This window comes from Streptomyces sp. NPDC034099, from assembly GCF_055575415.1.
The window spans coordinates 316,003-342,533 of the sequence record NZ_JBVISR010000008.1; the positions used below are offsets into that span (position 1 = coordinate 316,003).

General features: G+C 73.7%; 24 protein-coding genes and 2 pseudogenes. 15 read left to right on the forward strand and 11 right to left on the reverse strand.

Annotated features, from left to right (window positions below):
• The first annotated feature begins 17 nt into the window (after positions 1 to 17).
• The 6 genes from ACZ56V_RS24120 to catB all read left to right on the forward strand — a co-directional run bounded on the left by ACZ56V_RS24120 (position 18) and on the right by catB (position 7,599).
• Positions 18 to 1,004: a carbohydrate ABC transporter permease gene (locus ACZ56V_RS24120; protein WP_467379951.1), complete on the forward strand. Its 987-nt coding sequence runs from the start codon at positions 18 to 20 to the stop codon at positions 1,002 to 1,004.
• Positions 1,001 to 1,864 carry a carbohydrate ABC transporter permease gene (locus ACZ56V_RS24125; RefSeq protein WP_104633238.1) on the forward strand — a complete coding sequence of 288 codons (864 nt, stop codon included), beginning with the start codon at positions 1,001 to 1,003 and terminating at the stop codon, positions 1,862 to 1,864. The genes ACZ56V_RS24120 and ACZ56V_RS24125 overlap by 4 nt, the downstream gene beginning before the upstream one ends.
• Positions 1,861 to 2,892: a hydroxyacid dehydrogenase gene (locus tag ACZ56V_RS24130; RefSeq protein WP_468945105.1), complete on the forward strand. Its 1,032-nt coding sequence runs from the start codon at positions 1,861 to 1,863 to the stop codon at positions 2,890 to 2,892. The genes ACZ56V_RS24125 and ACZ56V_RS24130 overlap by 4 nt, the downstream gene beginning before the upstream one ends.
• On the forward strand, positions 2,889 to 4,784 hold the full coding sequence (locus tag ACZ56V_RS24135; protein WP_468945108.1) for a DUF2264 domain-containing protein: 1,896 nt from the start codon (positions 2,889 to 2,891) through the stop codon (positions 4,782 to 4,784). The genes ACZ56V_RS24130 and ACZ56V_RS24135 overlap by 4 nt, the downstream gene beginning before the upstream one ends.
• 173 nt (positions 4,785 to 4,957) lie before the next feature.
• A complete protein-coding gene (locus tag ACZ56V_RS24140; RefSeq protein WP_468945111.1) occupies positions 4,958 to 5,185 on the forward strand; it encodes a hypothetical protein in 228 nt (75 codons plus the stop codon).
• 134 nt (positions 5,186 to 5,319) lie between these two features.
• Positions 5,320 to 7,599, forward strand: a complete 2,280-nt coding sequence (catB, locus tag ACZ56V_RS24145) for a catalase CatB (RefSeq protein WP_356368020.1) — start codon at positions 5,320 to 5,322, stop codon at positions 7,597 to 7,599.
• 54 nt (positions 7,600 to 7,653) lie between these two features.
• Here catB and ACZ56V_RS24150 read toward each other — a convergent pair whose 3' ends face one another.
• Positions 7,654 to 8,535 carry a diacylglycerol kinase family protein gene (locus tag ACZ56V_RS24150; protein ID WP_468945115.1) on the reverse strand — a complete coding sequence of 294 codons (882 nt, stop codon included), beginning with the start codon at positions 8,533 to 8,535 and terminating at the stop codon, positions 7,654 to 7,656.
• 73 nt (positions 8,536 to 8,608) lie between these two features.
• Positions 8,609 to 10,207, reverse strand: coding sequence for an FAD-binding oxidoreductase (locus ACZ56V_RS24155; RefSeq protein WP_468945118.1), 1,599 nt, complete (start codon positions 10,205 to 10,207; stop codon positions 8,609 to 8,611).
• Positions 10,208 to 10,278: 71 nt separating this feature from the next.
• On the opposite strand from ACZ56V_RS24155, the gene ACZ56V_RS24160 reads away from it, so the two are divergent.
• Together ACZ56V_RS24160 and ACZ56V_RS24165 are read left to right on the forward strand one after the other, a co-directional pair.
• Positions 10,279 to 10,896, forward strand: coding sequence for a TetR/AcrR family transcriptional regulator (locus ACZ56V_RS24160; protein ID WP_398908524.1), 618 nt, complete (start codon positions 10,279 to 10,281; stop codon positions 10,894 to 10,896).
• Positions 10,893 to 12,476, forward strand: coding sequence for a glycerol-3-phosphate dehydrogenase/oxidase (locus tag ACZ56V_RS24165; protein ID WP_468945121.1), 1,584 nt, complete (start codon positions 10,893 to 10,895; stop codon positions 12,474 to 12,476). The genes ACZ56V_RS24160 and ACZ56V_RS24165 overlap by 4 nt, the downstream gene beginning before the upstream one ends.
• A 109-nt stretch (positions 12,477 to 12,585) precedes the next feature.
• Here the strand turns inward: ACZ56V_RS24165 and ACZ56V_RS24170 are convergent, their stop codons facing one another.
• A complete protein-coding gene (locus ACZ56V_RS24170; RefSeq protein WP_398909391.1) occupies positions 12,586 to 12,864 on the reverse strand; it encodes a hypothetical protein in 279 nt (92 codons plus the stop codon).
• 174 nt (positions 12,865 to 13,038) lie between these two features.
• Between ACZ56V_RS24170 and ACZ56V_RS24175 the strand changes: the two genes are divergently transcribed.
• Entirely contained in the window at positions 13,039 to 13,404 is a 366-nt protein-coding gene (locus ACZ56V_RS24175; protein ID WP_104633230.1) for an STAS domain-containing protein, read from the forward strand.
• Positions 13,405 to 13,412: 8 nt separating this feature from the next.
• Here ACZ56V_RS24175 and ACZ56V_RS24180 read toward each other — a convergent pair whose 3' ends face one another.
• Together ACZ56V_RS24180 and ACZ56V_RS24185 are read right to left on the reverse strand one after the other, a co-directional pair.
• Positions 13,413 to 13,763: an ATP-binding protein gene (locus ACZ56V_RS24180; protein ID WP_467379936.1), complete on the reverse strand. Its 351-nt coding sequence runs from the start codon at positions 13,761 to 13,763 to the stop codon at positions 13,413 to 13,415.
• A 255-nt stretch (positions 13,764 to 14,018) separates the two neighbouring features.
• A pseudogene (locus ACZ56V_RS24185) lies at positions 14,019 to 14,485 on the reverse strand (endo-1,4-beta-xylanase); the annotation flags it as partial.
• On the opposite strand from ACZ56V_RS24185, the pseudogene ACZ56V_RS24190 reads away from it, so the two are divergent.
• The 3 genes and pseudogenes from ACZ56V_RS24190 to csnA all read left to right on the forward strand — a co-directional run.
• Positions 14,466 to 15,438, forward strand: a pseudogene (locus tag ACZ56V_RS24190) (PP2C family protein-serine/threonine phosphatase); the annotation flags it as partial. The pseudogenes ACZ56V_RS24185 and ACZ56V_RS24190 sit on opposite strands and share 20 nt — an antisense overlap.
• A 120-nt stretch (positions 15,439 to 15,558) precedes the next feature.
• Positions 15,559 to 18,306, forward strand: coding sequence for a SpoIIE family protein phosphatase (locus ACZ56V_RS24195; protein WP_468945125.1), 2,748 nt, complete (start codon positions 15,559 to 15,561; stop codon positions 18,304 to 18,306).
• A gap of 152 nt (positions 18,307 to 18,458) precedes the next feature.
• Positions 18,459 to 19,301, forward strand: coding sequence for a chitosanase CsnA (gene csnA, locus ACZ56V_RS24200; protein WP_467379932.1), 843 nt, complete (start codon positions 18,459 to 18,461; stop codon positions 19,299 to 19,301).
• Between the two features lie 111 nt (positions 19,302 to 19,412).
• On the opposite strand, the gene ACZ56V_RS24205 is transcribed toward csnA, so the two are convergent.
• On the reverse strand, positions 19,413 to 19,586 hold the full coding sequence (locus ACZ56V_RS24205) for a CsbD family protein (RefSeq protein ID WP_356368089.1): 174 nt from the start codon (positions 19,584 to 19,586) through the stop codon (positions 19,413 to 19,415).
• Between the two features lie 165 nt (positions 19,587 to 19,751).
• Between ACZ56V_RS24205 and ACZ56V_RS24210 the strand changes: the two genes are divergently transcribed.
• Positions 19,752 to 19,898, forward strand: a complete 147-nt coding sequence (locus ACZ56V_RS24210; protein ID WP_104633223.1) for a hypothetical protein — start codon at positions 19,752 to 19,754, stop codon at positions 19,896 to 19,898.
• A 30-nt stretch (positions 19,899 to 19,928) separates the two neighbouring features.
• Here ACZ56V_RS24210 and ACZ56V_RS24215 read toward each other — a convergent pair whose 3' ends face one another.
• Positions 19,929 to 21,401: an MFS transporter gene (locus tag ACZ56V_RS24215; RefSeq protein WP_356368051.1), complete on the reverse strand. Its 1,473-nt coding sequence runs from the start codon at positions 21,399 to 21,401 to the stop codon at positions 19,929 to 19,931.
• A 242-nt stretch (positions 21,402 to 21,643) separates the two neighbouring features.
• Between ACZ56V_RS24215 and ACZ56V_RS24220 the strand changes: the two genes are divergently transcribed.
• Complete coding sequence (locus tag ACZ56V_RS24220; protein WP_398908512.1) at positions 21,644 to 23,008, forward strand: FAD-dependent oxidoreductase; 1,365 nt, start codon at positions 21,644 to 21,646, stop codon at positions 23,006 to 23,008.
• 90 nt (positions 23,009 to 23,098) lie between these two features.
• Here ACZ56V_RS24220 and ACZ56V_RS24225 read toward each other — a convergent pair whose 3' ends face one another.
• The 4 genes from ACZ56V_RS24225 to ACZ56V_RS24240 are packed head-to-tail and all read right to left on the reverse strand — an operon-like array spanning position 23,099 to position 25,256.
• Positions 23,099 to 23,473, reverse strand: coding sequence for a roadblock/LC7 domain-containing protein (locus tag ACZ56V_RS24225; protein ID WP_104633220.1), 375 nt, complete (start codon positions 23,471 to 23,473; stop codon positions 23,099 to 23,101).
• 42 nt (positions 23,474 to 23,515) lie between these two features.
• A complete protein-coding gene (locus tag ACZ56V_RS24230) occupies positions 23,516 to 24,040 on the reverse strand; it encodes a roadblock/LC7 domain-containing protein (RefSeq protein ID WP_398908509.1) in 525 nt (174 codons plus the stop codon).
• A gap of 38 nt (positions 24,041 to 24,078) precedes the next feature.
• Positions 24,079 to 24,864, reverse strand: coding sequence for a hypothetical protein (locus tag ACZ56V_RS24235; protein ID WP_398908507.1), 786 nt, complete (start codon positions 24,862 to 24,864; stop codon positions 24,079 to 24,081).
• Positions 24,861 to 25,256, reverse strand: a complete 396-nt coding sequence (locus tag ACZ56V_RS24240; RefSeq protein WP_356368064.1) for a hypothetical protein — start codon at positions 25,254 to 25,256, stop codon at positions 24,861 to 24,863. Before ACZ56V_RS24240 ends, ACZ56V_RS24235 begins: the two co-directional genes overlap by 4 nt.
• Positions 25,257 to 25,448: 192 nt before the next feature.
• On the opposite strand from ACZ56V_RS24240, the gene ACZ56V_RS24245 reads away from it, so the two are divergent.
• Positions 25,449 to 26,531 (forward strand): YihY/virulence factor BrkB family protein, encoded by a 1,083-nt coding sequence (locus ACZ56V_RS24245; RefSeq protein WP_467379924.1) that lies wholly within the window; start codon positions 25,449 to 25,451, stop codon positions 26,529 to 26,531.

Here is a 26,531-nt window from a genome sequence, read left to right on the forward strand (position 1 = left end):
AGGCAGGTGACACCCCCATGACCACGACGACCCCCGCACGGGTGGCGACCGGCGCCTCCCGCGCCACCGCCCCGGACGGCCCCGCCTCCGGCCTGCGTGCCCGCAGAGCGGCCAGGCGCCGTCAACTGACCGCCGCCGGCGTCCTCATGACGCCGTTCTTCGCCCTGCTGGTCACCGTCTTCCTGATCCCCGTCGGCACCGCCGTCTACCTCAGCTTCTTCAGCGACGACCAGCCGGGCCTCGGCTTCGGCCCCGAGCGCACGGTCTTCGTCGGACTGCGGTCCTACACGGCCGTGCTCACCGACCCCACCTTCCTCGGCGGCCTCGGCACGGTCGCCCTGTACTGCCTGATCTACATCCCGCTGATGGTGGTCGGCGCGCTCGCGCTCGCCCTGCTGCTCGACTCCGGCGTGGTGCGGCTGCGCGGCTTCGCCCAGCTGGGCCTGTTCCTGCCGCACGCGGTGCCCGGCATCATCGCGGCGCTGATCTGGCTGTACCTGTACACGCCCGGCATCAGCCCGGTGATCGAGCTGTTCGCCGAGGGCGACATCACGATCGACTTCCTGGGCGTGCACACGGTGATCCCGTCCATCGTAAACATCGCCCTGTGGAGCAACCTCGGCTACAACATGGTGGTCTTCTACGCCGCCCTCCAGGCCGTGCCGCGCGAGGTGATCGAGGCGTCCGTCGTCGACGGCGCCGGACCGGTGCGCACGGCGCTCCAGGTCAAGACGCCGCTGGTGCGGGCCTCCATCGTGATGGTCTCGATCTTCACCCTGATCTGGGCGCTCCAGCTGTTCACCGAGCCGATGCTGCTCAGCCAGTCCTCCCCGATGATCAACTCGCGGTTCTCGCCCAGCATGTACATCTACGACGCGGCCTTCACCCGCAACAACTACAGCCTCGCGGCGGCCGCCTCGGTGGTCCTGCTGGTGTGCACCATCGCCCTGTCGTACGGCGTCACCCGCTTCACCAGCCGCGCCGACTCCGAGGAGGCCCGATGAGCGCCACCGACAGCTCCCTGCTCCGCCCGAAGCTGCTGGGCCGCGCCACCGTCAACGTGGTCGTCGCCGTCTCCGTCCTCTACACCCTGCTGCCGGTGCTGTGGCTGGTGCTCGCCTCGGCCAAGAACCGCGACGCGCTGTTCAGCAGCGATCTGCTGTCCCTGAGCGACTTCTCCTTCCTGCAGAACCTCAAGGACGTCTTCGCCATGGACGGCGGGCTCTACGGCCGCTGGTACGTCAACAGCCTGCTGTACGCGGTGATCGGCGCCGCCGTGGGCGCACTGGTGAGCGTTGCCTGCGGCTACGCATTCGACAAGTACCGCTTCCGGCACAAGGAGAAGCTGTTCGGCCTGGTCCTCGCGGCGGTCATGGTGCCGCAGACGGTGCTCGCGCTGCCGCTGTACCTGATGGCCTCCGAGGCCGGCCTGGTCAACACCTTCTGGTCGGTGTTCATCCCGGTGCTGTTCAATCCGTTCGGCGTCTACCTCGGCCGGATCTTCGCGCGGGGCTACGTGCCCGACGAGGTCCTGGAGGCGGCGCGCGTGGACGGGGCCGGGGAGCTGACCATGTACGCCCGGGTGGCGCTCAGAATGCTGGGACCCGGCCTGATCACCGTCTTCCTCTTCCAGCTGACCGCGATCTGGAACAACTTCTTCCTGCCCATGGTGATGCTGTCCGACCAGGACCTGTATCCCGTCAGTCTCGGCCTGTACCAGTGGAACAGCTCGGCGTCGGTGTCGCCCGAGTACTACCCCGTGGTCATCATGGGCTCGCTGCTCGCCGTACTGCCGCTCATCCTCGCCTTCGTGCTGCTCCAGCGTTTCTGGCGCAGCGGCCTGACCGCCGGAGCCGTCAAGTGACCGTGCACGCCCCGGGCCCCGGCTTCCGGCCCCGTGCCGCCGTGGCCATGTCCCCGGACGCCGCCTCGGCCGTCCTCGACCCCCAGTCCCTCGCCGCGTTCCGCCGGGTGTGCGACCTCGCACCGTTCCCGGTGCTCGACGACCTGACCGCGGCACGGGCGAGATCCGTACTGGCGGACGTGGAGCTGCTGATCACCGGCTGGGGCTGTCCGCCGCTGGACGCGGACGTGCTGCGGGCGGCGCCCCGGCTGCGGGCCGTGGTGCACACGGCGGGCAGTGTCCGCGGGCACGTCACCGACGCGTGCTGGGAGCGGGGCGTCGAGGTCTCCTCGGCCGCCGCGGCCAACGCGCTGCCGGTGGCCGAGTACACCCTCGGCATGATCCTGCTCACCGGCAAGCGGGTGCTGGAGCGGGCCCGCGACTTCCGGGTGTCCCGGACGCGCGGCAACTGGCTGCGCACCCCGCGCGGCGTCGGCAACTACCGCCGCACGGTGGGGATCCTGTCGGCGTCGCTGATCGGCCGCCGGGTCGTCGAACTGCTGCGGCCGCACGACGTGGAGGTCCTCCTGCACGACCCGTACATCACCGACGCGGAGGCCGCCGGGCTGGGCGTCGAGAACGTGGGGCTGCCGGAGCTGTTCGCGCGCTGCGACACCGTCAGTGTGCACACCCCGCTGCTGCCCACGACCCGTGGGCTGGTGAGCCGTCCGCTGATCGACGCGATGCCCGCCGATGCGGTGCTGATCAACACCTCCCGCGGGGCGGTCGTCGACCAGGAGGCGCTGACCGATGCCGTGCTGGCGGGCCGGATCAGGGCCGTCCTCGACGTCACCGACCCCGAGGTGCTGCCGCCGGACCACCCGCTGTGGGACTGCGAGCACGCCCTGATCACCCCGCACCTGGCCGGTTCCGAGGGCAACGAGTGGCGCCGTCTCGCCGACCTCGCCCTCGCCGAGACGACCCGCTGGGCGTCCGGTTCCGGCTTTCTCCATCCCGTACGACGCGAAAGGCTGGCGTTCCTGGCATGAGCATCCCGTTCGAACTGCCCACCGAGGACCGTGCGTCCAGCCCGTACACCGGTTACACCCGGGCCCACTGGGAGGCCGTCGCGGACGGGCTGCTGTGGGCCGCGTGGCGCTGGAGCACCCCGGGCCGCGCCCTGCTCGACCTGCCGGGGCGGCCCTCGCGCTCGGGGGTGCGCTCCGACGGACTGGAGGGCTTCGCGCGGACCTTCCTCGCGGCGGGCTTCCGCGTCGCGGGCGCGGACGGCGCGGACCCGCACGGCTGGCTGGACCGCTACGCCGAGGGCCTCGCCTCCGGCACCCGCACGCCCGGCCGCGACGACACCGAGTCCTGGCCGCTGATCCTCGACCACGACGTGCAGGGCCAGCCCATGGTCGAGTCGGCCTCGGTGGCGCTGGGGCTGCGGCTGACCGCGCCGTGGCTGTGGAAGCACCTGGACTCCGGGGTGCAGGACCGGGTGGAGGAATGGCTGCGCGGGGCGCTGCGGCACGTGCCGGCGCCGAACAACTGGTACCTGTTCCCGTACACGGTCGCCGGGTTCCTGGAGTCGGTCGGCCGCGGCGACGCCGAGACGGCCGCGGCCCGGCACCGGGCGCTGGAGCTGATGGAGGGCTGGTACCGGGGCGGGGGCTGGTACGCCGACGGCGACGGCCGCGCCTTCGACCACTACAACGGCTGGGCGCTGCACCTCTACCCGGTGCTCGACGCCCACCTCGGCGGCGACACCGACGCCCTCGCCCTGTACGGGGACCGGCTGCGCGCCCACCTCGACGGCTTCGCCCTGATGTTCGGCGCCGACGGGGCGCCGCTGCACTTCGGCCGCTCGCTCACCTACCGTTTCGCCGCGTCGGCGGCCGTGGGCCTGGGCGCGCTGACCGGGCACACCCCACTGACGCCGGGTGCCTCGCGGCGGCTGGTCAGCGGCAGTCTGCGGTACTTCGTGGACCGCGGGGCGCTGACGGACGAGGGGGTGCTGAGCCTCGGCTGGTACGGCCCGCACGAGGCGTCCCTGCAGCCGTACTCGGGCCCGGCCTCCCCGTACTGGGCGTCGAAGGCGTTCGTGTCGCTGCTCGCCCCGGCGGACCACCCGCTGTGGACGGCGCCGGAGGAGCCCGCGCCGGTGGAGGAGGCCGACCGGGTCCTGGCGCTGCCGGCGCCGGGGCTGCTGGTGCAGGCGACCCGCGGCGACGGGATCGTACGGCTGCACAACCACGGCAGCGACCACGTCCGGCCGCACGAGGGCGAGTCGGCCGCCGAGGACGACCCGCACTACGGCCGTCAGGCCTATTCGACCCGGACGGGTCCCACGGCGCGGGAGAACACGGCGGACAACCATCTGTCGGTCGAGGTGGACGGCCGGTCCAGTGTGCGCCGCCGCGTCCATCCGCTGGGGGCGGGGCACGGCGACGGCTGGGGCTGGGCGGCGTCCTGGCACCGTCCCGTCTTCGCGGCCGGGCCGCCGATGGTGCCGGGGCTGCGGGTGGAGAGCGTGACGGTGGCCCGGGGGCCGTACGAGCTGCGGGTGCACCGGGTGGTCGGGGCGCCGCCCGGGGCGCGGGTGACCCACACCGGCTGGGCCACCGGTCCCGAGGAACCCCTGACCTCCGCGCTGTGCGGCCTGTACGGCTGGGAGCCCGAGGCGGAGACCGTGCGCGCCCCGCAGGGCACCGCGTATGTGCCGTGGGCGGAGCTGCCCCGGCTGTCCGGACCGGCGGGCGGCACCTCCGTGCACGTGAGCCTGGCCGCGCTGACCGGTGAGCCGGTGAGCGTCCCGGCTGCCGGGGCCGTCGCGGAGGTGGTGCCGGGTGAGGACGGCGTGGAGGTGGTCTGGTCGGCCGACGGCGCCCGCACCCGGGTCTCGTTCGAGCCGGTGGGAGTGACACACACGGAGGCGTAGACGCGTACGGCGCTTCGAGGGGCTCCGACCCGTGGCCGCGGTCGGAGCCCTCTCGCGTGCGTCCTCCCGCCTGCGTCCTTCCCACGCGTCCTCCCCCGTGCGCGCTTCCCCGGTGGCGTGCCGCGTCCGGGCCGGTGACGCTGGGACGGCACCCGCGAGAAGGAGTCGTCCCCATGCGCAAGTCGTCGTGCACCGTGATCGCGGCCATGGTCCTGTCGGTCCTGTGCGCCACCGGAGCGCGGGCCTCGGTGCCGCGCGCCCCGGGCCTGCCGAGCGACGTGACGGCGAACGAGTGCATCGAGGGCGGCGGAGTGATCGTCATCTCGGCGGACGGCGACGGGACCGGCTCCTTCACGGCGCTCTGCCGGGGCGGCACCCGCGACGGACAGGCCGTCACCTGAGCCGACGGCTTCCGTCGCCCGCGCCCATGCCTTGAGTGCCGAACGCTGGGTACGCGGTCACGGCCCACCACGGCAGTCGGTACTCGAACACGATCGGGCGCGTCCAGCGGCCCGCCCAGAACGGAGAAAGGCCGATGAGCGAGGCCAATCCCCTCAAGCGAGCAGTCCACAAGGTGACCGAGGGCCTGCACGGCGAGGCCGGCGGCCCGCCGGACGGGATCCCCGGCAGGCCCGGCCCCGAGTCGCCGCCCGTCGCCGAACCCACCGAGCCCCGCGAGCCGCTGCCCCCGAAGCCGGACCAGAGCGGCCCGGACACCGTGTCGCCGACCGGTCAGCCCACGGGCGCCGACCAGGCCCGGGTGGCACAGTCCGGCAGCTATCTGACGGACGCTCAGGGGACCCGGCTGTACGACACCGACCACTCGCTGAAGGCCGGGCCGCGCGGACCCGTGCTGCTCCAGGACCACCACCTGCGCGAGAAGGTGATGCACTTCGACCACGAGCGCATCCCGGAGCGCGTGGTGCACGCGCGGGGCGCGGGCGCGCACGGGGTGTTCCAGAGCTACGGCACGGCGGCCTCGGTGACCAAGGCCGGTTTCCTGGCCGCGGACGTGGAGACGCCGGTGTTCACCCGGTTCTCCACGGTGGTCGGCTCCCGCGGATCGTCGGACACGGTGCGGGACACCCGCGGGTTCGCGACGAAGTTCTACACCAGTGAGGGCGTCTTCGACCTGGTCGGCAACAACATCCCGGTCTTCTTCATCCAGGACGCCATCAAGTTCCCGGACGTCGTGCACGCCGCGAAGCCGCACCCCGACCGGGAGATCCCGCAGGCGCAGAGCGCCCACGACACCTTCTGGGACTTCGTCTCGCTGCACACCGAGGCGACGCACCACACCCTCTTCTTCATGGGCGACCGGGGCATCCCGCGCTCCTACCGGATGATGGAGGGCTTCGGCGTCCACACCTTCCGGCTGGTGAACGCGGAGGGCGCCACGACGCTGGTGAAGTTCCACTGGAAGCCCAAGCTGGGCGTGCACTCGCTGGTCTGGGACGAGGCGCAGATCATCAACGGCGTCGATCCGGACTTCCACCGCCGGGACCTCGCCGACGCGATCGAGGCGGGCGCGTACCCGCAGTGGGAGCTGGGCATCCAGACCTTCCCCGACAACCCGGAGCAGACCTTCGAGGGCATCGACCTGCTGGACCCGACCAACCTCGTGCCCGAGGAGCTCGCGCCGGTGCAGCCGGTCGGCCTGCTGACCCTGAACCGCAACCCGTCCAACTTCTTCGCCGAGACCGAGCAGATCGCCTTCCACGTCGGCCACCTGGTGCCCGGTATCGACGTCACCGACGACCCGCTGCTCGCGGGGCGGCTGTTCTCGTACCTGGACACGCAGATCACGCGTCTGGGCGGCCCCAACTTCCCGCAGTTGCCGATCAACCGGCCGCAGGCGCCGGTCAACGACATGCTGCGGGACGGCATGCACCAGACCGCCGTGCACCGGGGCGTGGCGCCCTACCGGCCCAACTCCCTGGACGGCGGCTGCCCGTTCACCGCGGGCGCGGACACGAACGCGTTCATCGAGGCCCCGGTCCGGGTGCCGGAGGGCAGGAAGGTCCGGGAGGCCCCCGAGACCTTCGCGGACCACTTCAGCCAGCCGCGGCGGTTCTGGCTGAGCATGAGTTCGGTGGAGCGCGAGCACATCATCGGCGCCTACACCTTCGAGCTGGGCAAGTGCTACGAGCAGGCGATCCGGGAGCGGACGCTTCAGGTCCTGGCCAACATCGACCCCGAGCTGTGCGCGGGCGTCGCCGAGGGCCTCGGCCTGCCCGCCCCGGAGCCGACCGTGCCGCTGGCCGACGTCGAGCCCAGCCCGGCGCTGTCCCAGGTGGGCGGTACCTGGCCGCTGGACGGCAGGGTGATCGGCATCGTGACCGGCGGGGCCGACCTGGAGGGCGTGGGCGCGGTACGGGAGGCGGTGCTGAACGCCGGGATGGTGCCGCTGGTGGTGGCGCCGACCGGCGGCACCCTCGGCTCCGGCGACGCCGCGCTGACCGTGCAGCGCAGCTATGTCACCGCGCGGTCGGTCGAGTTCGACGCGGTGCTGATCGCGGGGACGCCCGACATGGGCGGCGACGCCTACACCCCGCGCGACTACAAGGCCGGACCGGCGCCCGCGGGCCCGGGGACGATCGACCCGCGGGTGAGCCTGCTGCTGTCGGAGGCGTTCCGGCACGGCAAGGCGATCGGTGTCTGGGCGGGCGGCGAGCCGGCGCTGGCGGCGTCGGGTGTGCCCGCCGACGCACCGGGCGTGATCGTCGCCGACTCCGGCACCGCGGCCCTGGAACGGGTCACGGAGCTGATGGGCTCGCACCGCGTGTGGGAACGCTTCACCACGCCGCGGGGCTGAACCGACGGGCCGTGGGGCCGGGCGCCGTTGCGGGCGTCCGGCCCCGCGGTGTGTTCAGCACAGGACGCGCAGCGCTCCGGGCAGCACCCTGGCGGTGACGGGCACGACGGCCTCGACCTCGCCGTCGGCGCCGTAGGGTATCGCCCGGTCCGCCTCGATGCGGACCTCCCGGCCGCGCAGGACGCGTACTTGGGGCCGGCGGACGTGGGCGCCCGTCGAGAGTTCGTTCATCAGGGCGAAGAACAGCCGCCGCGGGGCGTCGTGGATCATCACCACGTCCAGCAGGCCGTCGTCCACCCGGGCGGAGGGGGCGATGCGGCGGTTGAAGCCGTAGTAGCCGGAGTTGGCGGCCACCACCGTGTAGCCGCTGAAGGCGTGCTCCTCGCCGTCGACCGTGACCCGGTAGCCCGCCGCACGCCAGCCCGCCACGGCCCGCACCGCCCCCGCGTAGTAGGAGGCGGCGCCGCGCAGCAGCCGCGCGTGGTTGGCGTGCCGGTTGGCGAGCGCGTCGACACCGGCGTACACGCTGCCGAGGACGACGGTGCGGTCGTGGACGGCGGAGGTGACCTCGACGGTGTCGACGGGGCGGGGTTCGGCGTGCAGCAGCACCTCGGCCAGTTCGGCCGGTGCGGCGGGCAGCTCCAGGGCGCGGGCGAAGTCGTTGCCGCGTCCGGCCGGGACCAGTCCGAGCACGGCTCCGGTGCCGCTGAGGGCGCCGCCGATCCCGCCCGCCATGCCGTCCCCGCCCACGGCGAGCACCACCCGCCCCCGCTCCCCGGCCTGCCGGGCGAGTTCACGGGCGTGCGCGAGGCTGTGGCTGTACTCGGTCTCCAGCCCGGCCCCCGCCTCCCGCAGCAGGCGGGCCACCCCGAGGAGCGCGGCGGCCGAGGTGGCTCCGCCCGCGGTGGGGTTGACGACGGCGGTGAACTGTCGCATCGATGTGCCTCCGGGCTGACGGGTGGTGCCGGACTGTTGTCTCACGGGGTGGGGAGCGGGTCGTGCGGCGGGGTCAGTCCGCGGGCAGCAGGACGCCCGGGCTGAGCAGTCCGGCGGGGTCCAGGACCCGCTTGACGGCGCGCAGGGCCTCGACGCCGAGGGGGCCCGCCTCCCGGACGTACCAGTCGCGGTGGTCGGTGCCCACCGCGTGGTGGTGGGTGATGGTGCCGCCCGCGGCGAGGATGGCGTCGTTGGCGGCGTGCTTGGCCCGGGTCCAGTGCGCCACCGCGTCCTCGCCCTGGGCGGAGACGACCGTGAAGTACAGGGAGGCGCCGTTCTCGTAGACGTGCGAGATGTGGCACATGACCAGGGGCGGGGTGCCGGCCCCGGTGAGGGTGGCGGTGAGCGCCTCGCGGACGGCGGCGTACAGGGCGGGGAGGCGGGACCAGCGGGCCGCGGTCTCCAGGGTCTCGGCGAGCGCCCCGGCGTCGAGCAGGGCGTCGCGCAGGTACGGCGCCGCGTAGCGGCCGTGGGCCCAGCGCTCCCCCGGCTCCTGACCGGCGAAGGTGCCGCCGCTCTCGCGCAGGACGGCGGCGGCGCCCTCGCGGCGGTGCGCGGTGTCCTCCTCGGTGCCCTCGAAGCCGACGACCGCCAGGCATCCGGCGTCCTGGCGCTCCAGGGAGGCACCGATGGCGTCGGGCTGGGCGAGGCCGATCAGGGTCTCGGTCTCGTCGGACAGCCGCAGCACCGTGGGGCGCGGGCCGTCCTGGGCGAGCCGGCGCAGGGCGGCGGCTCCCTCGTCGAAGGAGGCGAAGCGCCAGCCCTCGTAGCGGCGGGCCTTCGGTACGGGTCGCACCCGCACGGTGACGGAGGTGATGACGCCGAAGGCGCCCTCCGAGCCCAGGACGAGCTGGCGCAGGTCGGGTCCGGCCGCCGAGCGCGGGGCACGGCCGGTGACGAGGGTGCCCTCGGGGGTGGCGAGGGTGAGGCCGAGGACCATCTCGTCGAAGCGGCCGTACCCGGCGGAGGCCTGTCCGCTGGAGCGGGTCGCGGCGAAGCCGCCGATGGTGGCCCACTCGTAGGACTGGGGGAAGTGGCCGAGGGTGTATCCGTGTTCCGCGAGCAGCGCCTCGGCCTCGGGGGCGCGCAGTCCGGGCTGGAGGGTGGCGGTGCGGGAGACCTCGTCGAGGTCGAGCAGCCGGTTCATGCGGCGCAGGTCGAGGGCGACGAACGCGCCCCGGCGCCCGGGGGCGAGGCCGCCGACGACGGAGGTGCCGCCGCCGAAGGGGACGAGGGGCAGGCGGTGTTCCGCGCAGGCGGCCAGTACGGCGAGCACCTCGTCGTGGCTGTCCGGCAGGACGACGGCGGCCGGGGTGTCGGCGACGTCGCCGGTCCGCATCCGGAGCAGGTCGGGGGTGGACTTGCCGCGGGTGTGCCGGATGCGGCTCTCGGCGTCCGTGCGCACGTCCCGCGCGCGCTGTCCGACGGCGGCCTCCAGGGCACGGCGGGCGTCCGGGTCCAGCGGCGACTCGGGTACGTCGATCTCCTCCAGCGGGAGGGGCGCGGCCTCGCGGGGGGCGACGCCGAGCAGCTCGCGCAGCAGCCCGGTCACCGTGTCGGGCAGCGGCGTCGCCCTGGCCGGGTCGCCCCAGCCGTTCCACAGCATGTCCATTGACTGTCGTCCTCACGGTCGCTTCGAGGGATGCCGTACGCACCGCCCCACTGGGCGTTACACTGTTACACATGACGCCCAATCGTCACAACCACTCGAGCAGGCAGACCCCCTCGGACAACGACACGGTGCTGGACGCCGTGCGCGACTGCGTGCTGGCCGTCGGGGTGCGGCGCACGACGATGACCGACGTCGCCCGCCGCGCCGGTGTCTCCCGGATGACGCTGTACCGGCGCTGGCCGGACGTGCGGTCCCTGGTCGGCGATCTGATGACCCGGGAGTGGATCGCGGTGGCCACCGGCGCCATCCCCGGACCCGGACAGGACACCGACACCCGTTCGCGCATCGTCGAGGGCCTGGTGGCGGGGGTGGAGGCGTTCCGCGCCCATCCCCTGTTCCGCAAGATCGTCGACGTCGATCCGGAGCTGCTCCTGCCCTATGTCCTCGACCGGCGCGGGGCGAGCCAGGAGGCCCTGCTGGAGCTGCTGGCCGACGCGCTGGAGGAGGGCCACGCCGACGGGTCGGTCCGCCGGGCGCACACCGGGCGGCAGGCACGCTCGGTGCTGCTGGTCGTGCAGTCCTTCGCCCTGTCACTGCGGACCATGACCGACGAGGACGACGCCGAGCTGACCCCCGCGGCCCTCCTCGCGGAGCTGCGCACCATCCTGGAGAGGACCCTCACCCCATGAGCCCCGCCAGCCGCCCCGCCGCCGGGGCCTCCCTGTCCGCCGCACGGCGCTCCCGGGAGGTGGCCGACACCGTCGGCGGCCCCGTCGTGGACGTCCTGGTCGTCGGTCTCGGCGCGACCGGTGCCGGTGCCGCCCTCGACGCCGCCGCCCGGGGCCTGAGCGTCGCCGCCGTGGACGCCCACGACCTGGCCTTCGGCACCTCCCGCTGGAGCTCCAAGCTCATCCACGGCGGACTGCGCTACCTCGCCTCCGGCCAGCTCGACGTCGCCCACGAGAGCGCGGTGGAACGCGGGGTGCTGATGGAGCGCACGGCACCCCACCTGGTACGCGCCCAGCCGTTCGTCCTGCCGCTCACCCCGCTGGTCTCCCGCGGCCAGGGCGCGCTGGCGTGGGCCGGGTTCCGGGCCGGGGACACCCTGCGCCTCGCGGCGCGCACCGCACGGGCCACGCTGCCCGCGCCGCGCCGGCTGTCCGCGGTGGAGACCCGCCACCTCGCCCCCGCGCTGCGCTCCGACCGGCTGCGGGGCGGGCTGCTCTCCTGGGACGGCCGGCTCACCGACGACGCCCGGCTGGTGACGGCGCTGGCCAGGACCGCGGCGGCCCGCGGCGCGCGGATCCTGACCCGGGTCAGGGCGCTGGAGCTGACCGGGTCAGGCGCCCGCGTACGCGACGAGCTGACCGGCGAGGAGGGCCTGATACGGGCCCGCGCGGTGGTCAACGCCTCCGGGGTGTGGGCCGACGGCCTGGTGGACGGCCTCCGGATCCGCCCCTCCCGCGGCACCCACCTCGTCCTGCGCTCCGAGCGGCTCGGCCCGCTCCCGGCCGGCCTGCACGTGCCCGTCCCCGGGGAGACGAACCGGTTCGTCCTCGTCCTGCCCCAGGGCGACGGCCGCGTCTACGTCGGGCTCACCGACGAGCCCGTGGACGGGGACGTTCCGGACGTTCCGGAGGTACCCGAGACGGACGTCGGCTTCCTGCTCGACGTGCTCGGCTCGGTGCTTGACGTGCCGGTCCGCCGCGAGGACGTGGTGGGCGCCTTCGCGGGCCTGCGCCCCCTGCTCGACACCACCCCCTCGAACCGGCCCGGCGCCGGACCCCGCACGGCGGACGTGTCGCGCCGGCACGCCGTGCTCACCTCGTCCGAGGGCGTGATCACCGTGGTCGGCGGCAAGCTCACCACCTACCGGCGCATGGCCGAGGACGCCGTGGACGCCGCCGTCGCCGCCCGCGGGCTGGCTGCCGGCCCCTCCCCCACCGCCTCGCTGCCCCTGGTCGGCGCCGCCGCCCCGCACACCCTGGCCGTGGTCCGGGCGCCGCGCCGCCTGGTACAGCGGTACGGCACCGAGGCCCCGGCGGTCCAGGCCCTCGCGGCCCGTGATCCCCGCCTCGCCGACCGCGTGCTGCCGGAGCACCCCGTCACCGGGGCCGAACTGGTGTGGGCCCTGCGCCACGAGGGCGCCCTGGACGAGGCCGACCTGCTCGACCGGCGCACCCGCGTCGGCCTGGTCCCCGAGGACCGTGCGGCGGCCCTGACCGCCGCACGCGACCTCGTCGGTGAGATCACGGCGGAACGGGGCTGACGCCGGCCGTCCGTCGGCCCCACGGCAGCGACCTGGGCGCCGACCGGTCCGGGCCGCGCCCGGCCAGGCGGGCTGTCCCCGAACGCCCGGACCGGGCCGGCCCGATCGGTCAGCCGTTCCGGTCGTCCTCCTGGACGGCCCTGCGGAGCCTCGCCTCGATCTTGTGCCGGGACTGGCCTCCCTCCTTGACGTACTCCGACATCGCGGTCCGCGCGTCCCGGTCCAGGTCGCGCCAGGCCCGTACGGCGGTCTCGTACGTGTCCGACTGCCGCGGGGTCCACTGATGCTGCGTGGGAGGCCCGTACGAGTCGCGCAGCTCCTCGACCCGGTGCTGTGCCAGGTCAGCCGCGCGGCGCTTGTGCACGAGCTCCTCGAATGTGTGTACCACCACACCTCCGACCGTAGTCAGAGGAACGCCGTCGCGCGCGTCGAGCGCCCCGCGGCCGTCCGGCCGATGTGTTCCGGTCCGCTCAAGTGGGCCACGCGGGCCGCGAAGAGCCTTAACATCAAGCCACCGAAGACGGCCGGGGCATATGCGGCGCACACGAGAGATGAGGTCGGCGTGGCGGAGATCGAGGGAGCGGCAGTACCGGAGCGGCTGCTGATCACCCGTACCACCACGGGCGGCGGTGTCAGCCTCGTGAGCCTCTCCGGGGAGGTCGACCTCGACGGCAGCAGTCAGCTGCACGAGGTCCTGCTGGCATCGGTGGAGTCGGCGCCGGGCACCGTGGTGGACTTCGGCGAGGTGGGGTTCCTCGACTCCAGCGGCATCAACGTCCTCATCTCCGCGCACCGGGCCGCCGAGTCCCGCGGCGTCTGGTTCCGGCTCGCCGCGCCGCGCGACGCCGTCGAACGCGTGCTGCGGCTGGTGGGCGTCGACGCGCTGATTCCCTGCTACCCGAGTGTGGAGCAGGCCCTGACCGCCTGAGCGGCGGGTCAGGCCAGCGGCAGGCGCGCGTACACCGTCTTCCCGGCCGCGTGCGGCTTGGTGATGACCTCGCCGCACAGCCGCGTCACAATCTCCAGTCCGTGCCGGCCGACCCGCAAGGGATCACGGGGCAGGAACGTGGGGAAGGCGTCCCCCGTGTCCGACACCGCGAACTCCACCCGGTCGTCCACCAGGGTCAGCTCCAGCCGGCAGGGGCCGGGCGCGTGCCGCAGCGCGTTCGTCACCAGCTCGGTCGCGACCAGACGGGCGGCGTCCAGGAAGGCGTCCGTCAGGTCCAGGCCCCGCTCGGCGAGCCGCGCGACGAAGCCGTGCACGACGTCCCTGGAAGCGGGGATCATCGCCGGTTCTCCCCTGAACTCGGCGACCGCGGACACGACGGAGGCATCCGCGGCGTCGCATCCGTGCGCCGGAGTCATACCGAGCCTCACCGTCCGGTCCGGGGCCGAGTGGAGGAAGCGAAGGTCCCCGGTTCTCACGATACGCACCAGGGCGCTTCCCACGAACCCTTTGCCCCGACTTCCGCCGGACACACCGTTTTTCGCACGGGCCCCGGGCCGACCGCGCCCGCGGACGGCCGGCCCGGAACGCCCGGGTCAGGAGGCGGTGCAGGTGCCGGCCGTGGGCGCTGCGTCACTGTCGTTCTTCGCCACGGTGAACCCGAAACTGGTCGACGCGCCGGCCGCCAGGGTGCCGTTCCAGCTCGGCCGCACCGTCATGACGTTGCCGCTCCGGGTGGGCGTGCCGTTCCAGAGGGACGAGACGGTCTGCTGCGCGGGCAGGGTGACCGTCGCGGTCCAGGAGGGTCTCCGGGGTCGCCCGCGCCGCCGAGGGCGGCCAGGACGGCGTCGTAGGCCGGCTTCTCGTTGTAGTCGCCGTCGAACAGCAGCGGGGTGCCGCTGCCGCGCCACGAGTACTTGTCGGTGACGCCCCAGACCGTCATGCCGGTGCAACGGCTCACCGCGAGGCAGGCCTCCACCACTTTGCCTCCTCGCTGAATCCGTCGCCCGGCTTGTCCTGGAAGGGCGAGCTGCGCCGGGCGCGACTCGATGGAGGCGCTCGCCGCCGCGGGCCCGGGCATCCCGCTGGACGCCACGGAGGGCGCCCGCGCCTTCCTGCCGCTGATCGCTTCCGGACGCCCGGTCGGCTCCTGCATCCTCGGCCTCGAGCGTTCCCGGGGCTTCAGCACCGAGGAGCGCACGGTGCTCACCGCCCTCGCCGGGCTCATGGCCCACGCCATGGAGAAGGCCCGGCGCCACGAGTCCGAGACCGCGCTCGCCCGCGGGCTGCAGGAGGTGCTGCTGCCCCGGCGGCTGCCCGCGCACCCGCTGCTCGACACCGCGGGCCGTTCTCTGCCCGGCACCCAGGGCCTGGACGTGGGCGGGGACTGGTACGACGTGGTGGCCTCCGGCGACGGCATGGCCCTGGTCATCGGGGACGTGCAGGGGCACGGCGTGCAGGCCGCGGCCACCATGGGGCAACTGCGCAGCGCGGTGCGCGCCTTCGCCCTCGGCGACCGTCCGCCCGACGAGGTGATGAGCGGCGTCAACCACCTGCTGGCCGATCTGGACCCCGGCCTGTTCGCGAGCTGCTGCTACATCCGGCTCGACCCCGCCACCGGGCGGGCCTGCGCGGCTTCGCGCGGGGCACCCGCCGCCGTTGCTGCGCCACCCGGACGGACGCACCGAGACGCTCGACCTGCCCGGCGTGGTGGTGCTCGGGGTGGACCCGGGCGCGCCGTATCCGCTGACCGAGTTCACGGTCGGGCCCGGCGCCGTCCTCGCCCTGTACACGGACGGTCTCGTGGAGCGGCCCGGCACCGACATCGACGAGGGGATCACCGCCCTGCGCCTCGCGCCGACCAGGGCCGGTGCGCCCGCCGCGCGGCCGGGGAGCCGTTCGCTCGCGGGCGTCGCGGACCGGATCGTCGTGACCGCCCGCCGCACCACGGACCGTCCCGACGACATCGCGCTGCTGCTCGCCACCCGCCGCGCCCGCCCGGGGAGCCCCCGGTGAACACAGCCGTGCCCGACCCGGTAACCCGCGGCGCCCGCGCCCGCGGCCCCCGTCCGGCGAGCCCCGTGTCACGGGGGGTGCCCCTCGCCACTCCGGGCCCGGCAGTGTAGACATGGGCACATGGTCCGACTGATGGGTCGATCGGGACAACGGTCACCCCGTCGTCCCGGCGGCCCGCACGCCCGACACCGGCAGGACGCGGACCGGTCACGGCGGGGAGGGGGCGCGGGGCGGCCTGCCTCGGCGCTGCGCTCGGCGCTGTCCGGACGCAGCGTGGCCGGCCAGGTCTTCGTGATGAACGTGGTCATCGTGCTGCTCCTGGTGGTGGCCGCGGCGGTCGCCCTGGTGCTCCAGGTGCGGCACGACAGCACGGTGGAGGCCCGCAACCGGTCCGTCTCCGTGGCCGAGACGTTCGCCAACTCCCCCGGCATCCTCCAGGCGCTGCGCAGCCCCGACCCCACGGCGGTGCTGCAGCCCCGCGCCGAGGCGGTGCGCAAGGCCACGGACGTGGACTTCGTGGTGGTCACCAACCCCGAGGGCGTCCGCTACACCCATCCCAAGCCGGACCGCATCGGCAAGAAGTTCGTCGGGAACACCGCCCCCGCGCTGGCCGGAAAGACGGTGACCGAGGAGATCGAGGGGACCATCGGCCCGCTGGTCCAGGCCATCGTGCCCGTCGAGGACCCCGACGGCCGGGTGGTGGGGCTGGTCTCGGCGGGCATCACGACCGAGAACGTGGGCGGTGTCGCCGACCGCCAGCTGCCCCTGGTGCTGAGCGCGGCGGCCGTCGGACTGGCCCTGGCGACCGGGGGCACGGCCCTGGTGAGCCGCCGGCTGCTGCGGCAGACGCACGGCCTGGGGCCGCACGAGATGACCCGGATGTACGAACACCACGACGCCGTGCTGCACAGCGTCCGCGAGGGCGTGCTCATCGTCGGCGGCGAGGGCAGACTGCTGCTGGCCAACGACGAGGCGCGGCGGCTACTCGCCCTGCCCCCCGACGCCGAGGGGCGGCACGTCAGCGCGCTCGGGCTGCCGTCCGACCTGGCGGAGCTGCTGGCCTCGGGCCAGGCCGCCACCGACGAGGTGCATCTGGTCAAGGACCGGCTGCTGGCCATCAACCAGCGCCCCACGGACGTCCGGGGCGGTCCGGCCGGCAGTGTCGCGACCCTGCGGGACTCCACCGAGCTGCGGGCCCTGTCCGGCCGGGCGGAGACCGCCCGGGAACGCCTGGACATCCTCTACGCGGCCGGCGTGGGCATCGGGACCAGCCTGGACGTCACCCGCACCGCCGAGGAACTGGGCGAGCTGGCGGTGCCCCGGTTCGCGGACTACGTCACCGTCGACCTCTTCGACACCGTGCTGGCCGGCGGTCAGCCGGGCGGCGTGACGCCGCTGCGCCGCGCCGCGCTCAGCGGCATCACCGAGGACGTTCCGCTCTATCCGGTGGGACGGCAGATCCGCTACGTGGACTCGTCCCCGCAGGGCCGCACCCTGCGGAGCGGCCGGGCCGTCCTGGAGCCCCGCCTCGGCGAGGCCCCGGGCTGGCAGGCGCAGGACCAGGAGCGTTCCGCGCAGGTGGTGGAGTACGGGGTCCACTCGCTGATCACCGTCCCGCTGCGCGCGGGGACCCTGGTGCTCGGCGTGGTGAGTTTCTGGCGTTCGGTCAAGCCCGAGCCGTTCGACGAGGACGAGCTGGCGCTCGGCGAGGAACTGGTCGCGCGGGCCGCGGTCTCCATCGACAACGCCCGCCGCTACACCCGCGAGCACAGCATGGCAGTGACCCTCCAGCGCAGTCTGCTGCCCCGCAGGCTGCCCGAGCAGAACGCGCTGGACGTCGCCTATCGCTACCTGCCCGCGCAGGCGGGGGTCGGCGGGGACTGGTTCGACGTGCTGCCGCTGTCCGGGGCCCGGGTCGCCCTCGTGGTCGGCGACGTCGTCGGGCACGGGCTGCACGCCGCCGCCACCATGGGCCGGCTGCGCACGGCGGTGCACAACTTCACCGCCCTCGACCTGCCGCCCGACGAACTGCTCGGGCTGCTGGACGAGCTGGTCGGACGGATCGACCAGGACGAGGCGGCCGACGACAGCAACGCCCCGGTGACCGGCGCGACCTGCCTCTACGCGATCTACGACCCGGTCGCCGGCTCCTGTGTGATCGCCCGGGCGGGTCATCCGCCGCCCGCCCTGATCCGGCCGGACGGCACCGTGGAGTTCCCGGAGGTGCCCGCGGGGCCCCCGCTGGGCCTGGGCGGCCTCCCGTTCGAGACGACGGAACTGCGGCTGGCGGAGGGCAGCCGTCTGGTGCTGTACACCGACGGGCTGGTCGAGGACCGCGTGCACGACATCGACGTCGGTCTGGAGCAGCTGCGCCAGGCTCTGGAGACGGCCGGCGAGACGCCCGAGGAGACCTGCCGGACCGTCCTGGACGCCCGGCTCCCGGACCGGCCGGGCGACGACATCGCCCTGCTGGTCGCCCGGACCCGGTTGCTGGGTCCGGACCAGGTGGCCGAGTGGGACGTCCCGAACGATCCGGCGGCGGTCGCCGAGATCCGGTCCCAGGTCACCCGGCGGCTGGACGAGTGGGGTCTGGACGAGCTGGCGTTCACCACGGAGCTGATCCTGAGCGAGCTGGTCACCAACGCGATCCGGTACGGCGGTGACACCGTGCATGTGCGGATGGTGCGCGACCGCAGCCTGATCTGCGAGGTGTTCGACAGCAGCAGCACCTCCCCGCACCTGCGCTACGCGGCCATGACGGACGAGGGCGGACGCGGACTCTTCCTGGTCGCCCAGCTCGCGGAGCGCTGGGGCACGCGCTACACACCGGCCGGCAAGGTCATCTGGGCGGAGCAGCCGGTTCCCTGACGGACGCGGGGGGCCGTGGCCGCCCCGTGGCCGTCCCCTGTTCCGTACCGATTTCGCGCCGGACGGGTGCCCAGTACGCCGATTGTCTGGTAGGAAACTTTCCTATCAGTGCCCGGCACTCCCTCCCCCACTCCCCCACACCTGGAGATCCCGTGAGGCACCCCATCCCCGGCCCGGCGCGCCCCGCAGGCCCCTCGCGCCGTACCGTGCTCGCCATGGCATGCGCGTCCCTGGCGACGGTCCCCCTGCTCACCCCCTCGCGTGCCGCGGCGGCGTCCGCGCGCGCGACGGGACTCGACGACCCGGCGAAGAAGGAGATCGCCATGCAACTGGTGTCGAGCGCGGAGAACTCCTCGCTCGACTGGAAGGCGCAGTACCGGTACATCGAGGACATCGGTGACGGCCGCGGCTACACCGCGGGCATCATCGGCTTCTGCTCCGGCACCGGCGACATGCTCGACCTGGTGGAGCTGTACGCCGAGCGGCGTCCCGGGAACGTGCTCGCGCCCTATCTGCCGGCGCTGCGCCGGGTGGACGGCTCCGACTCGCACGAGGGCCTCGACCCCGGCTTCCCGGACGACTGGCGCCGGGCCGCCGACGAGGACCCGGACTTCCGCCGGGCCCAGGACGACGAGCGCGACCGCGTGTACTTCGACCCGGCCGTGCGGCGGGGCAAGGAGGACGGGCTGCGGACGCTGGGACAGTTCGCGTACTACGACGCGCTCGTGATGCACGGCGACGGCGGCGGCCTCGGCTTCGGCAGCATCCGGGAGCGCGCGCTCGGCCGGGCCCGGCCGCCCGCCCAGGGCGGCGACGAGGTCGCCTACCTGCACGCCTTCCTCGACGAGCGGGTGTGGGCGATGAAGCAGGAGGAGGCGCACAGCGACACCAGCCGGGTCGACACGGCCCAGCGCGTCTTCCTGAACGAGGGCAACCTCGACCTGGAGCCGCCGCTGGACTGGCACGTGTACGGGGACGCCTACCACATCGGCTGACCCTCGGTCCGGCCCACGGCCCCCACCGGGGCGTCCGGGCAGGAGACGGGCCGCGGAACCGGCCGTACGCCGGGTTCCGCGGCCCGTGTGCCGCCGGTTCCGTGTTCCGCGTCAGTGCCGGAACACGTCCTTGCCCTTCTCCTTGGCCTGCCGGGCGTCGCCCTTGGACTGCTCGGCGCGGCCCTCGGCCGTCATCCTCTCGTTGCCGACGGCCCGGCCGGCCGCTTCCTTGGCCTTCCCCTTGGCCTGCTCCATCTTGGACTTGGACTTCTCCTTGCCGGCCACTGTGTTCACCTCTCGGCGTTCGTGTGCGATGTCCTGTCCGGCGGGTCGCCCGGTGCGGCGGGTTCAAACGTGCGAACGCCCGGCAGGGGTGTCCGGCGGGGCTCTGGGTACGAGCACGGCAGGACAGCAGGACGGAACGTCACGTCGTCGACTCGGAGGAACGTCATGGCCGGAGTACTGGACCGGATCAAGCGGTTCGCGCGCAGCCCGCAGGGGCGCCGGGCGACCGAACAGGTGCGCCGGGCCGCCTCGGACCCGCGCCGCCGCGCGCAGGCCCAGGAGATGCTGCGCAGGTTCGGCAAGCGCCGCTGAGCGCCCGCCCGCGGAGGTGCGGCGGGGCGGTCAGTTCTGACCGGCGTGGGTGTGACTGTGGGACGTCTCCGGCGGGCAGCCGCGGTCGCCGCCGGGGCGGTCCCGCTGCCAGTCGCGGACCGCGACGGTCAGCGCGCATAGCATGGCGGCGACTCCGGTGCCCACCGACAGGGCCACGGCCTCGTGGTAGTCGTCGTGGGTGGCGTTCAGCGTCAGGTAGAAGAGTCCCGGCAGCGCGGCGGTGCCCACGGCGCCGCCCAGCCGCTGGCCCGTCTGCAGGGCGCCCCCGGCGGCGCCCGCCATCCGCACCGGCACGTCGCGGAGTGTCATGGTGATGTTCGGGGAGATCACACAGCCGCTGCCGAGCCCGCCGAGCAGCAGGGCCGGGGCGGCGAGCCAGGCGGCCGGGCCGGAGGGTGCGAGCCAGAGCAGCAGCGCGGTCGTGCCCAGCCCCACCATGACGGCTACCAGCCCCCAGACGGTCAGCAGCCGCCCCAGCCGTTCCACCAGCCGGCCGGCCACGGCGGCGGCGACGGCCGAGCCCACGGCGAACGGGGTCACCGCCAGGCCGGACATGAGCGGTGAGTAGCCCAGGCCGTTCTGGAAGAAGAGCGCGAAGACGAGCCACACCCCGCTGAACCCCACGAAGTACAGGGCGCCCAGGCCCGCGCCGGTGGCGTAGCCGCGGGTCTCGGTGAGCAGTCCCGGCTCCAGGAGCGGCTGCCCGCCCCGCCGGGCGACCCGGCGCTCCCATCGCGCGAAGGCGACGAGGACGAGCGCGCCCGCGGGGAACAGCCACCACACCTTGGTCAGGCCCCCGCCCTCGGCGAGGACCAGCGGCAGCATCACCGCCAGGATGCCCGCGCCGAGGAGCGCCACGCCCACGGGGTCGAGCCTCCCCCGGCCGCCGGGTGCCACCCGGGGCAGCAGGCGGAAGCCGAGGAGCAGCGCGAGCACGCCGACCGGCACGTTCACGTAGAAGATCCACCGCCAGCCCTCGGGGCCCGCCAGCGCCAGGATCAGACCGCCGACGACGGGTCCCACGGCGCTGGAGACCCCCACGGTGGCACCGAACAGCCCGAACGCGCGCCCGCGTTCCGCGCCCCGGAACAGCTGCTGGATCAGTGCCGAGTTCTGGGGCGCGAGGCTGCCCGCGGCGACTCCCTGGGCGAGCCGGGCGGCCACCAGCAGTTCGATGCCGGGCGCGGCCCCCGCCGCGGCGCTGCAGAGCACGAAGGCGGCCAGGGCGGCGAGGAAGACGCGTCGCCTGCCGAACGCGTCGCCGATCCGGCCCGCGGTCACCAGGGTCAGGGCGAACGCGAGCGCGTAGCCGGAGACGACCCACTGCACGGCCGCCGGCGAGGTGTGCAGCCCCTCCCGCATGGAGGGCAGGGCCACGGCGACGATCGTCACGTCCAGCAGGGTCATGAACCCGGCGACCAGGGTCACCCACAGGGCCCGCCAACGGTTGGGGTCCGAGCTGTCGTCGTCCGGACGCTGCACACGGGCTCCTCTCGTGAGGCGGCACGGGGCGCACCACCGCGTCCCCACGCCTGCGTCACCCGTGACCAGGGCTTCAAACCCGTGCCCGGCCCGGTACGCGCACCCGACCCCCAAACCCGGGCCATGAGATCCCATAAGATGTCCTTATGACCTCATAGACCGGACCCGCGTACCGACTTAGGCTTGCCTTAGCTTAGGCTTCCCGGAGAGTCGATCTGTCACCGCTCGAAGGGAACCTGAACATGCCCCGCCCTCTGCGGGTAGCCATCGTCGGATCCGGCCCGGCCGGGATCTACGCCGCTGACGCCCTGCTCAAGTCCGAAGTGGCCGCCGACCCCGGTGTTTCCATCGACATCTTCGAGCGCATGCCCGCCCCGTTCGGACTCATCCGTTACGGCGTCGCGCCCGACCACCCGCGGATCAAGGGCATCATCACGGCCCTGCACCAGGTGCTCGACAAGCCGCAGATCCGCCTCTTCGGCAACGTGAACTACCCCACCGACGTCAGCCTGGACGATCTGCGCGCCTTCTACGACGGTGTGATCTTCGCCACCGGCGCCACGGCGGACCGGGCGCTGTCCCTTCCCGGCATCGACCTCGACGGTTCGTACGGCGCGGCCGACTTCGTCGCCTGGTACGACGGCCACCCCGACTTCCCGCGCACCTGGCCGCTGGAGGCGGAGAAGGTCGCCGTCCTCGGTGTCGGCAACGTGGCCCTCGACATCGCCCGTGTCCTCGCCAAGACCGCGGACGAGCTGCTGCCCACCGAGATCCCGCCGAACGTGTACGAGGGCCTGAAGGCCAACAAGGCGCTGGAGGTCCACGTCTTCGGCCGCCGCGGCCCGGCGCAGGCGAAGTTCAGCCCGATGGAGCTGCGGGAGCTGGACCACTCCCCCAACATCGAGGTGATCGTCGACCCCGAGGACATCGACTACGACGAGGGCTCGATCGCGACCCGGCGCGGCAACAAGCAGGCCGACATGGTCGCCAAGACCCTGGAGAACTGGGCGATCCGCGACGTCGGCGACCGCCCGCACAAGCTGTTCCTGCACTTCTTCGAGTCGCCCGCGGAGATCCTCGGCGAGGACGGCAAGGTGGTCGGCCTGCGCACCGAGCGCACCGAGCTGGACGGCACGGGCAACGTCAAGGGCACCGGCGAGTTCAAGGACTGGGACGTCCAGGCGGTCTACCGGGCCGTCGGCTACCTCTCCGACCAGCTGCCCAAGCTGCCCTGGGACCTCGAGACGGGCACCGTCCCGGACGTGGGCGGCCGGGTCGTCCAGGAGTCCGGCGAGCACCTGCAGTCGACGTACGTCACCGGCTGGATCCGGCGCGGTCCGGTCGGTCTGATCGGGCACACCAAGGGCGATGCCAACGAGACGGTGGCCAACCTGCTGGACGACTACGCGAACGGCCGTCTCCAGACGCCCGCCTCGCCCGCTCCCGAGGCCGTGGACGCCTTCCTCGCCGAGCGCAACGTCCGCTTCACCACCTGGGACGGCTGGTACAGGCTCGACGCCGCGGAGAAGGCGCAGGGCGAACCGCAGGGACGTGAGCGCGTGAAGTACGTCGAGCGCGAGGACATGCTCCGCGAGAGCGGCGCCTGAGCCAGGACGTCCGGCGCCGGTGGCCCCCTCGCGGGGCACCGGCGCCGGACGCGTCCGCGGGGTCCGCGGCGGGCGAACGGGCGGGCGGGCTCAGACCTCCAGGTCGGTCTCGATGCGGCGCAGCTGGTGGCGGGCCATGGCCAGGTTGGCGCGGCTCGCGTCCAGCACCAGGTAGAGGAACAGCCCGTTGCCGCCGCGCCCCTTGAGCAGGCGGATCATGTGGTACTGGGTGTTCAGGGTGATCAGGATGTCCTCGATCTCGTCCTTGAGACCGAGGTGCTCCATCGTGCGCAGTTTGGACCGTACGACGTCGGTGTTGCCGGCGGCGGCGACCTCGAGGTTGAAGTCCTTGCCGCCGCCCAGGGTGCCGAGCGCCATTCCGCTGGTGTAGTCGACCAGCGCGACGGCGGTCGCTCCGTCGATGGAGCTGAGGCATTCCTTGAGCGAGGTCTCCAGGTTGGCCATGGTGGTTTCCTTTCCGGACGTGATCGGTACGCGAGGGGTGGATCAGGCCGGCCGGTGGTGACCGCCGGCCCGGGGGGTGGGCTGGTGTGCGGGCCGTTGCGGGGTGCGCACCGGCAGGGTGCCGATGGGGCGGGCCGGCTGGGCGGGCGGCGTCGCACCGTGCCCGGCGGCCGGGGCGCGGACGCGTTCCGCCCCGGTCCCGGCGGCGACCAGCTCCCCGATCCGCGCGCCGCTGCGCCGCCCCTCCAGGTGCAGGCGGCCCACGTTGACCCGGCCGTCGGCGAGCAGGGTGAGCACGGCGGCCGGACCGGCGGCGTAGGTGGCGACATAACCGTCCGTCCCGCGCAGCAGCAGTTCGCGGAAACCGCCGCGCGCGGTGGCTTCGGCCATGCGGTGCGCGACACCGAGCGCGGCCGCGGTGAGCGCGGCGAGACCCTCGGGTTCGGTGCCCGGCGCGTCGTGGGCCAGGACGAGGCCGTCCACGGTGGCCGCGAGCGACCCGGTCAGCTGGGGCACGCGGTTGCGCAGTCGGTGCAGTTCGTCCAGGACGTCGCTCTCGACGGCCATGAGCAGTCTCCTTTCGTCGCGCCGGCGGCGCGCGCGGATCACAGGGCCTCCAAGGCGTCTCGAAGCCGTCGCAGCAGGGCCGTGTCGGGGTCGTCCCACACGACCGCCCGCGGTTCCGGGCCGGGGGGAAGGGGCGGGGCGGCGGGTGGCGCGGCACGGACGAGGCCGTCGGCGGCCAGGCGCCGCAGTTCGACCAGGGTGTGGTACGTGCGGCAGGCGAGCGCCGACGCGATCTGCGCGGCGGTGCGTACGCCGTCGACCTGGGCCAGGGTGCGGCCGCGCCGCACCGGCAGCTCGGCGGTGTCCGCGCCCGGCACCCGGGCCAGGGGGAGCGCGTCGATGGCGGGGTCGGGCCAGATCCGGTCCAGCAGGTCGCGCCGGCGCCCGCACTCGCGGACGACGACGTCCACCGGGACGGAGCGGACCGCGCCGAGCCAGTGCACCGCCCCGGGCCGGAAGCGCTGGGCGCGTGTGTCGTGGGCCAGGACGAAGTACGCGGCGTCGAACAGTGCGCCCAGGTGGCAGACCTCCAGCGCGCCCGCGGTGAGCCGGCCGCCGGCCACGAGCCGGTGGCCGACCCGGTGCTGGGCGCCACCCCGGTCGACCGCCTCCCACCAGCCGTCCGGCGGGACCGCGCCGCTGCGGGTGAGCAGCGCGCCGAGGTCGGGTGTGACGGCCGACTCCACGTGCACGACGCGGCCCGCCGAGAGGTAGACGATGCCCCGCTCGCCCGACAGGGCACCGGTGGCGCCTTCGGCCGCGAGGGCACCGAGCGCCTCCGACGTCGTCCCGTGCGTGGTCCAGGCGGTCGTCACCCGGGTCATCCGAGCACCAGCCGGTCCGCCAGCTCGGCCAGCCGGATGCGGGCCAGGGCGAGGTTTCCGTCGTTGCGGTCCAGCCACAGGTGGAGGAAGACGGTGCTGTCGAACGGGGTGCTGACGAACCTGAGCAGGTGGTAGGCGTCGCCGGTGGTGGCGATCAGGTCCTCCACCGGGGGTTCCTTGCCGGGCTCCGCGATGCCGCCCGCCGCGAGGGAGCCGCTCTCCGCGACGTGCCGGCCCAGCTCCGCCGTCTCCGCGGCGGTCGCCTCCCAGTCGCCGCCCGGTGCCTCGCCGACGGCACCGAGAGCGAGCCCGCTGATCCAGTCGACCAGGGACGCTCCGCGCGCGCCGGGCAGTCGCATGGCTTCCAGCAGACTCTCGTCGATTCCGGGCACGCCGGATCCCCTCCCCTGCACGGCTGTACCGCGAACGTGACGACGACACTACGGAAAGTGCACGCATCCGGTGAGCGCTTTGGCATTTTCCAGAGGAACGTGCGCGCGCTCGGGCATACTGCGGAGTTCGGCCCGTCCAGGGCCCGTCCGGTGAGGGAGCGTGCGACCGCCGAGACGGGCAACCCGGGGGTCATGGCCCGACTCCACCTCCCCCGCAGCGGGAAGCATCCTAAGGACACACCGGCGGACGAACCGGCCGACGGACCGGACGGCGAGAAGACGGCCGAGGACTACGGTCCCGGCGCCGCCACCGAGGACGCCGCCCCCGACTCCCCCACCGAACTGCCCCGGCGTTCGTGGTTCGCGCTGTCGCGGCGCGTCGTCCACGAGTTCAAGGACGACGAGCTGACCGACCGGGCCGCCGCCCTGACCTACTACGGCATCCTGTCGCTGTTCCCGGCCCTGCTGGTGCTGGTCTCGCTGCTCGGCATCGCCGGGCAGTCCGCCACCCAGGAGGTCCTGGACAACGTACAGAAGCTCGCGCCGGGTTCCGCGCGGGACGTGATCACGAACGCCGTGGAGCAACTCCAGGCCAAGGCGGGCCTGGGCTCCGTGCTGGCCGTGGTCGGTCTGGTGGGCGCGGTCTGGTCGGCGTCCGGCTACGTGGCCGCGTTCATCCGCGCCGCCAACGCGGTCTACGACGTGCCCGAGGGGCGTCCGGTGTGGAAGGTGCTGCCGCTGCGGGTGGCCCTGACGGTGGTGCTGCTCGTGCTCGCGGTGGTCAGCGCGCTCATCGTGGTGTTCACCGGGAGCCTGGCCCGGCAGGCCGGCACGGCGCTCGGCGTCGGCGACACCGCGCTGACCGTGTGGTCGATCGCCAAGTGGCCGGTGCTGGTCCTGCTCGTCACCCTGATGATCGCGATCCTGTACTGGGCCGCGCCGAACGCCCGGGTCAAGGGATTCAAGTGGATCTCTCCGGGCAGCCTGGTCGCGCTGCTGATCTGGCTGCTCGCCTCCGCCGGGTTCGCCTTCTACGTGGCCAACTTCGGCTCGTACAACAAGACGTACGGCACCCTCGCGGGCGTCATCATCTTCCTCGTGTGGCTCTGGGTGACGAACCTGGCCATTCTGCTCGGCCTGGAGTTCGACGCGGAGCTGGCCCGGCAGCGGGTCATCGACGGCGGTTTCCCGCCGGACGAGGAACCGTACGTCGAACCGCGCGACACCCGGGCCTGGAACGAGGCGGACCGGCGCCGCGCGGCCGAGGACGACTGA

Coding starts and splice junctions, on each gene's coding strand:
- ACZ56V_RS24120 (WP_467379951.1), top strand. CDS start 18: ATGACCACGACGACCCCCGCACGGGTGGCGACCGGCGCCTCCCGCGCC.
- ACZ56V_RS24125 (WP_104633238.1), top strand. CDS start 1,001: ATGAGCGCCACCGACAGCTCCCTGCTCCGCCCGAAGCTGCTGGGCCGC.
- ACZ56V_RS24135 (WP_468945108.1), top strand. CDS start 2,889: ATGAGCATCCCGTTCGAACTGCCCACCGAGGACCGTGCGTCCAGCCCG.
- ACZ56V_RS24140 (WP_468945111.1), top strand. CDS start 4,958: ATGCGCAAGTCGTCGTGCACCGTGATCGCGGCCATGGTCCTGTCGGTC.
- catB (WP_356368020.1), top strand. CDS start 5,320: ATGAGCGAGGCCAATCCCCTCAAGCGAGCAGTCCACAAGGTGACCGAG.
- ACZ56V_RS24150 (WP_468945115.1), bottom strand. CDS start 8,535: ATGCGACAGTTCACCGCCGTCGTCAACCCCACCGCGGGCGGAGCCACC.
- ACZ56V_RS24155 (WP_468945118.1), bottom strand. CDS start 10,207: ATGGACATGCTGTGGAACGGCTGGGGCGACCCGGCCAGGGCGACGCCG.
- ACZ56V_RS24160 (WP_398908524.1), top strand. CDS start 10,279: ATGACGCCCAATCGTCACAACCACTCGAGCAGGCAGACCCCCTCGGAC.
- ACZ56V_RS24165 (WP_468945121.1), top strand. CDS start 10,893: ATGAGCCCCGCCAGCCGCCCCGCCGCCGGGGCCTCCCTGTCCGCCGCA.
- ACZ56V_RS24180 (WP_467379936.1), bottom strand. CDS start 13,763: ATGATCCCCGCTTCCAGGGACGTCGTGCACGGCTTCGTCGCGCGGCTC.
- ACZ56V_RS24195 (WP_468945125.1), top strand. CDS start 15,559: ATGGTCCGACTGATGGGTCGATCGGGACAACGGTCACCCCGTCGTCCC.
- ACZ56V_RS24210 (WP_104633223.1), top strand. CDS start 19,752: ATGGCCGGAGTACTGGACCGGATCAAGCGGTTCGCGCGCAGCCCGCAG.
- ACZ56V_RS24220 (WP_398908512.1), top strand. CDS start 21,644: ATGCCCCGCCCTCTGCGGGTAGCCATCGTCGGATCCGGCCCGGCCGGG.
- ACZ56V_RS24225 (WP_104633220.1), bottom strand. CDS start 23,473: ATGGCCAACCTGGAGACCTCGCTCAAGGAATGCCTCAGCTCCATCGAC.
- ACZ56V_RS24230 (WP_398908509.1), bottom strand. CDS start 24,040: ATGGCCGTCGAGAGCGACGTCCTGGACGAACTGCACCGACTGCGCAAC.
- ACZ56V_RS24235 (WP_398908507.1), bottom strand. CDS start 24,864: ATGACCCGGGTGACGACCGCCTGGACCACGCACGGGACGACGTCGGAG.
- ACZ56V_RS24245 (WP_467379924.1), top strand. CDS start 25,449: ATGGCCCGACTCCACCTCCCCCGCAGCGGGAAGCATCCTAAGGACACA.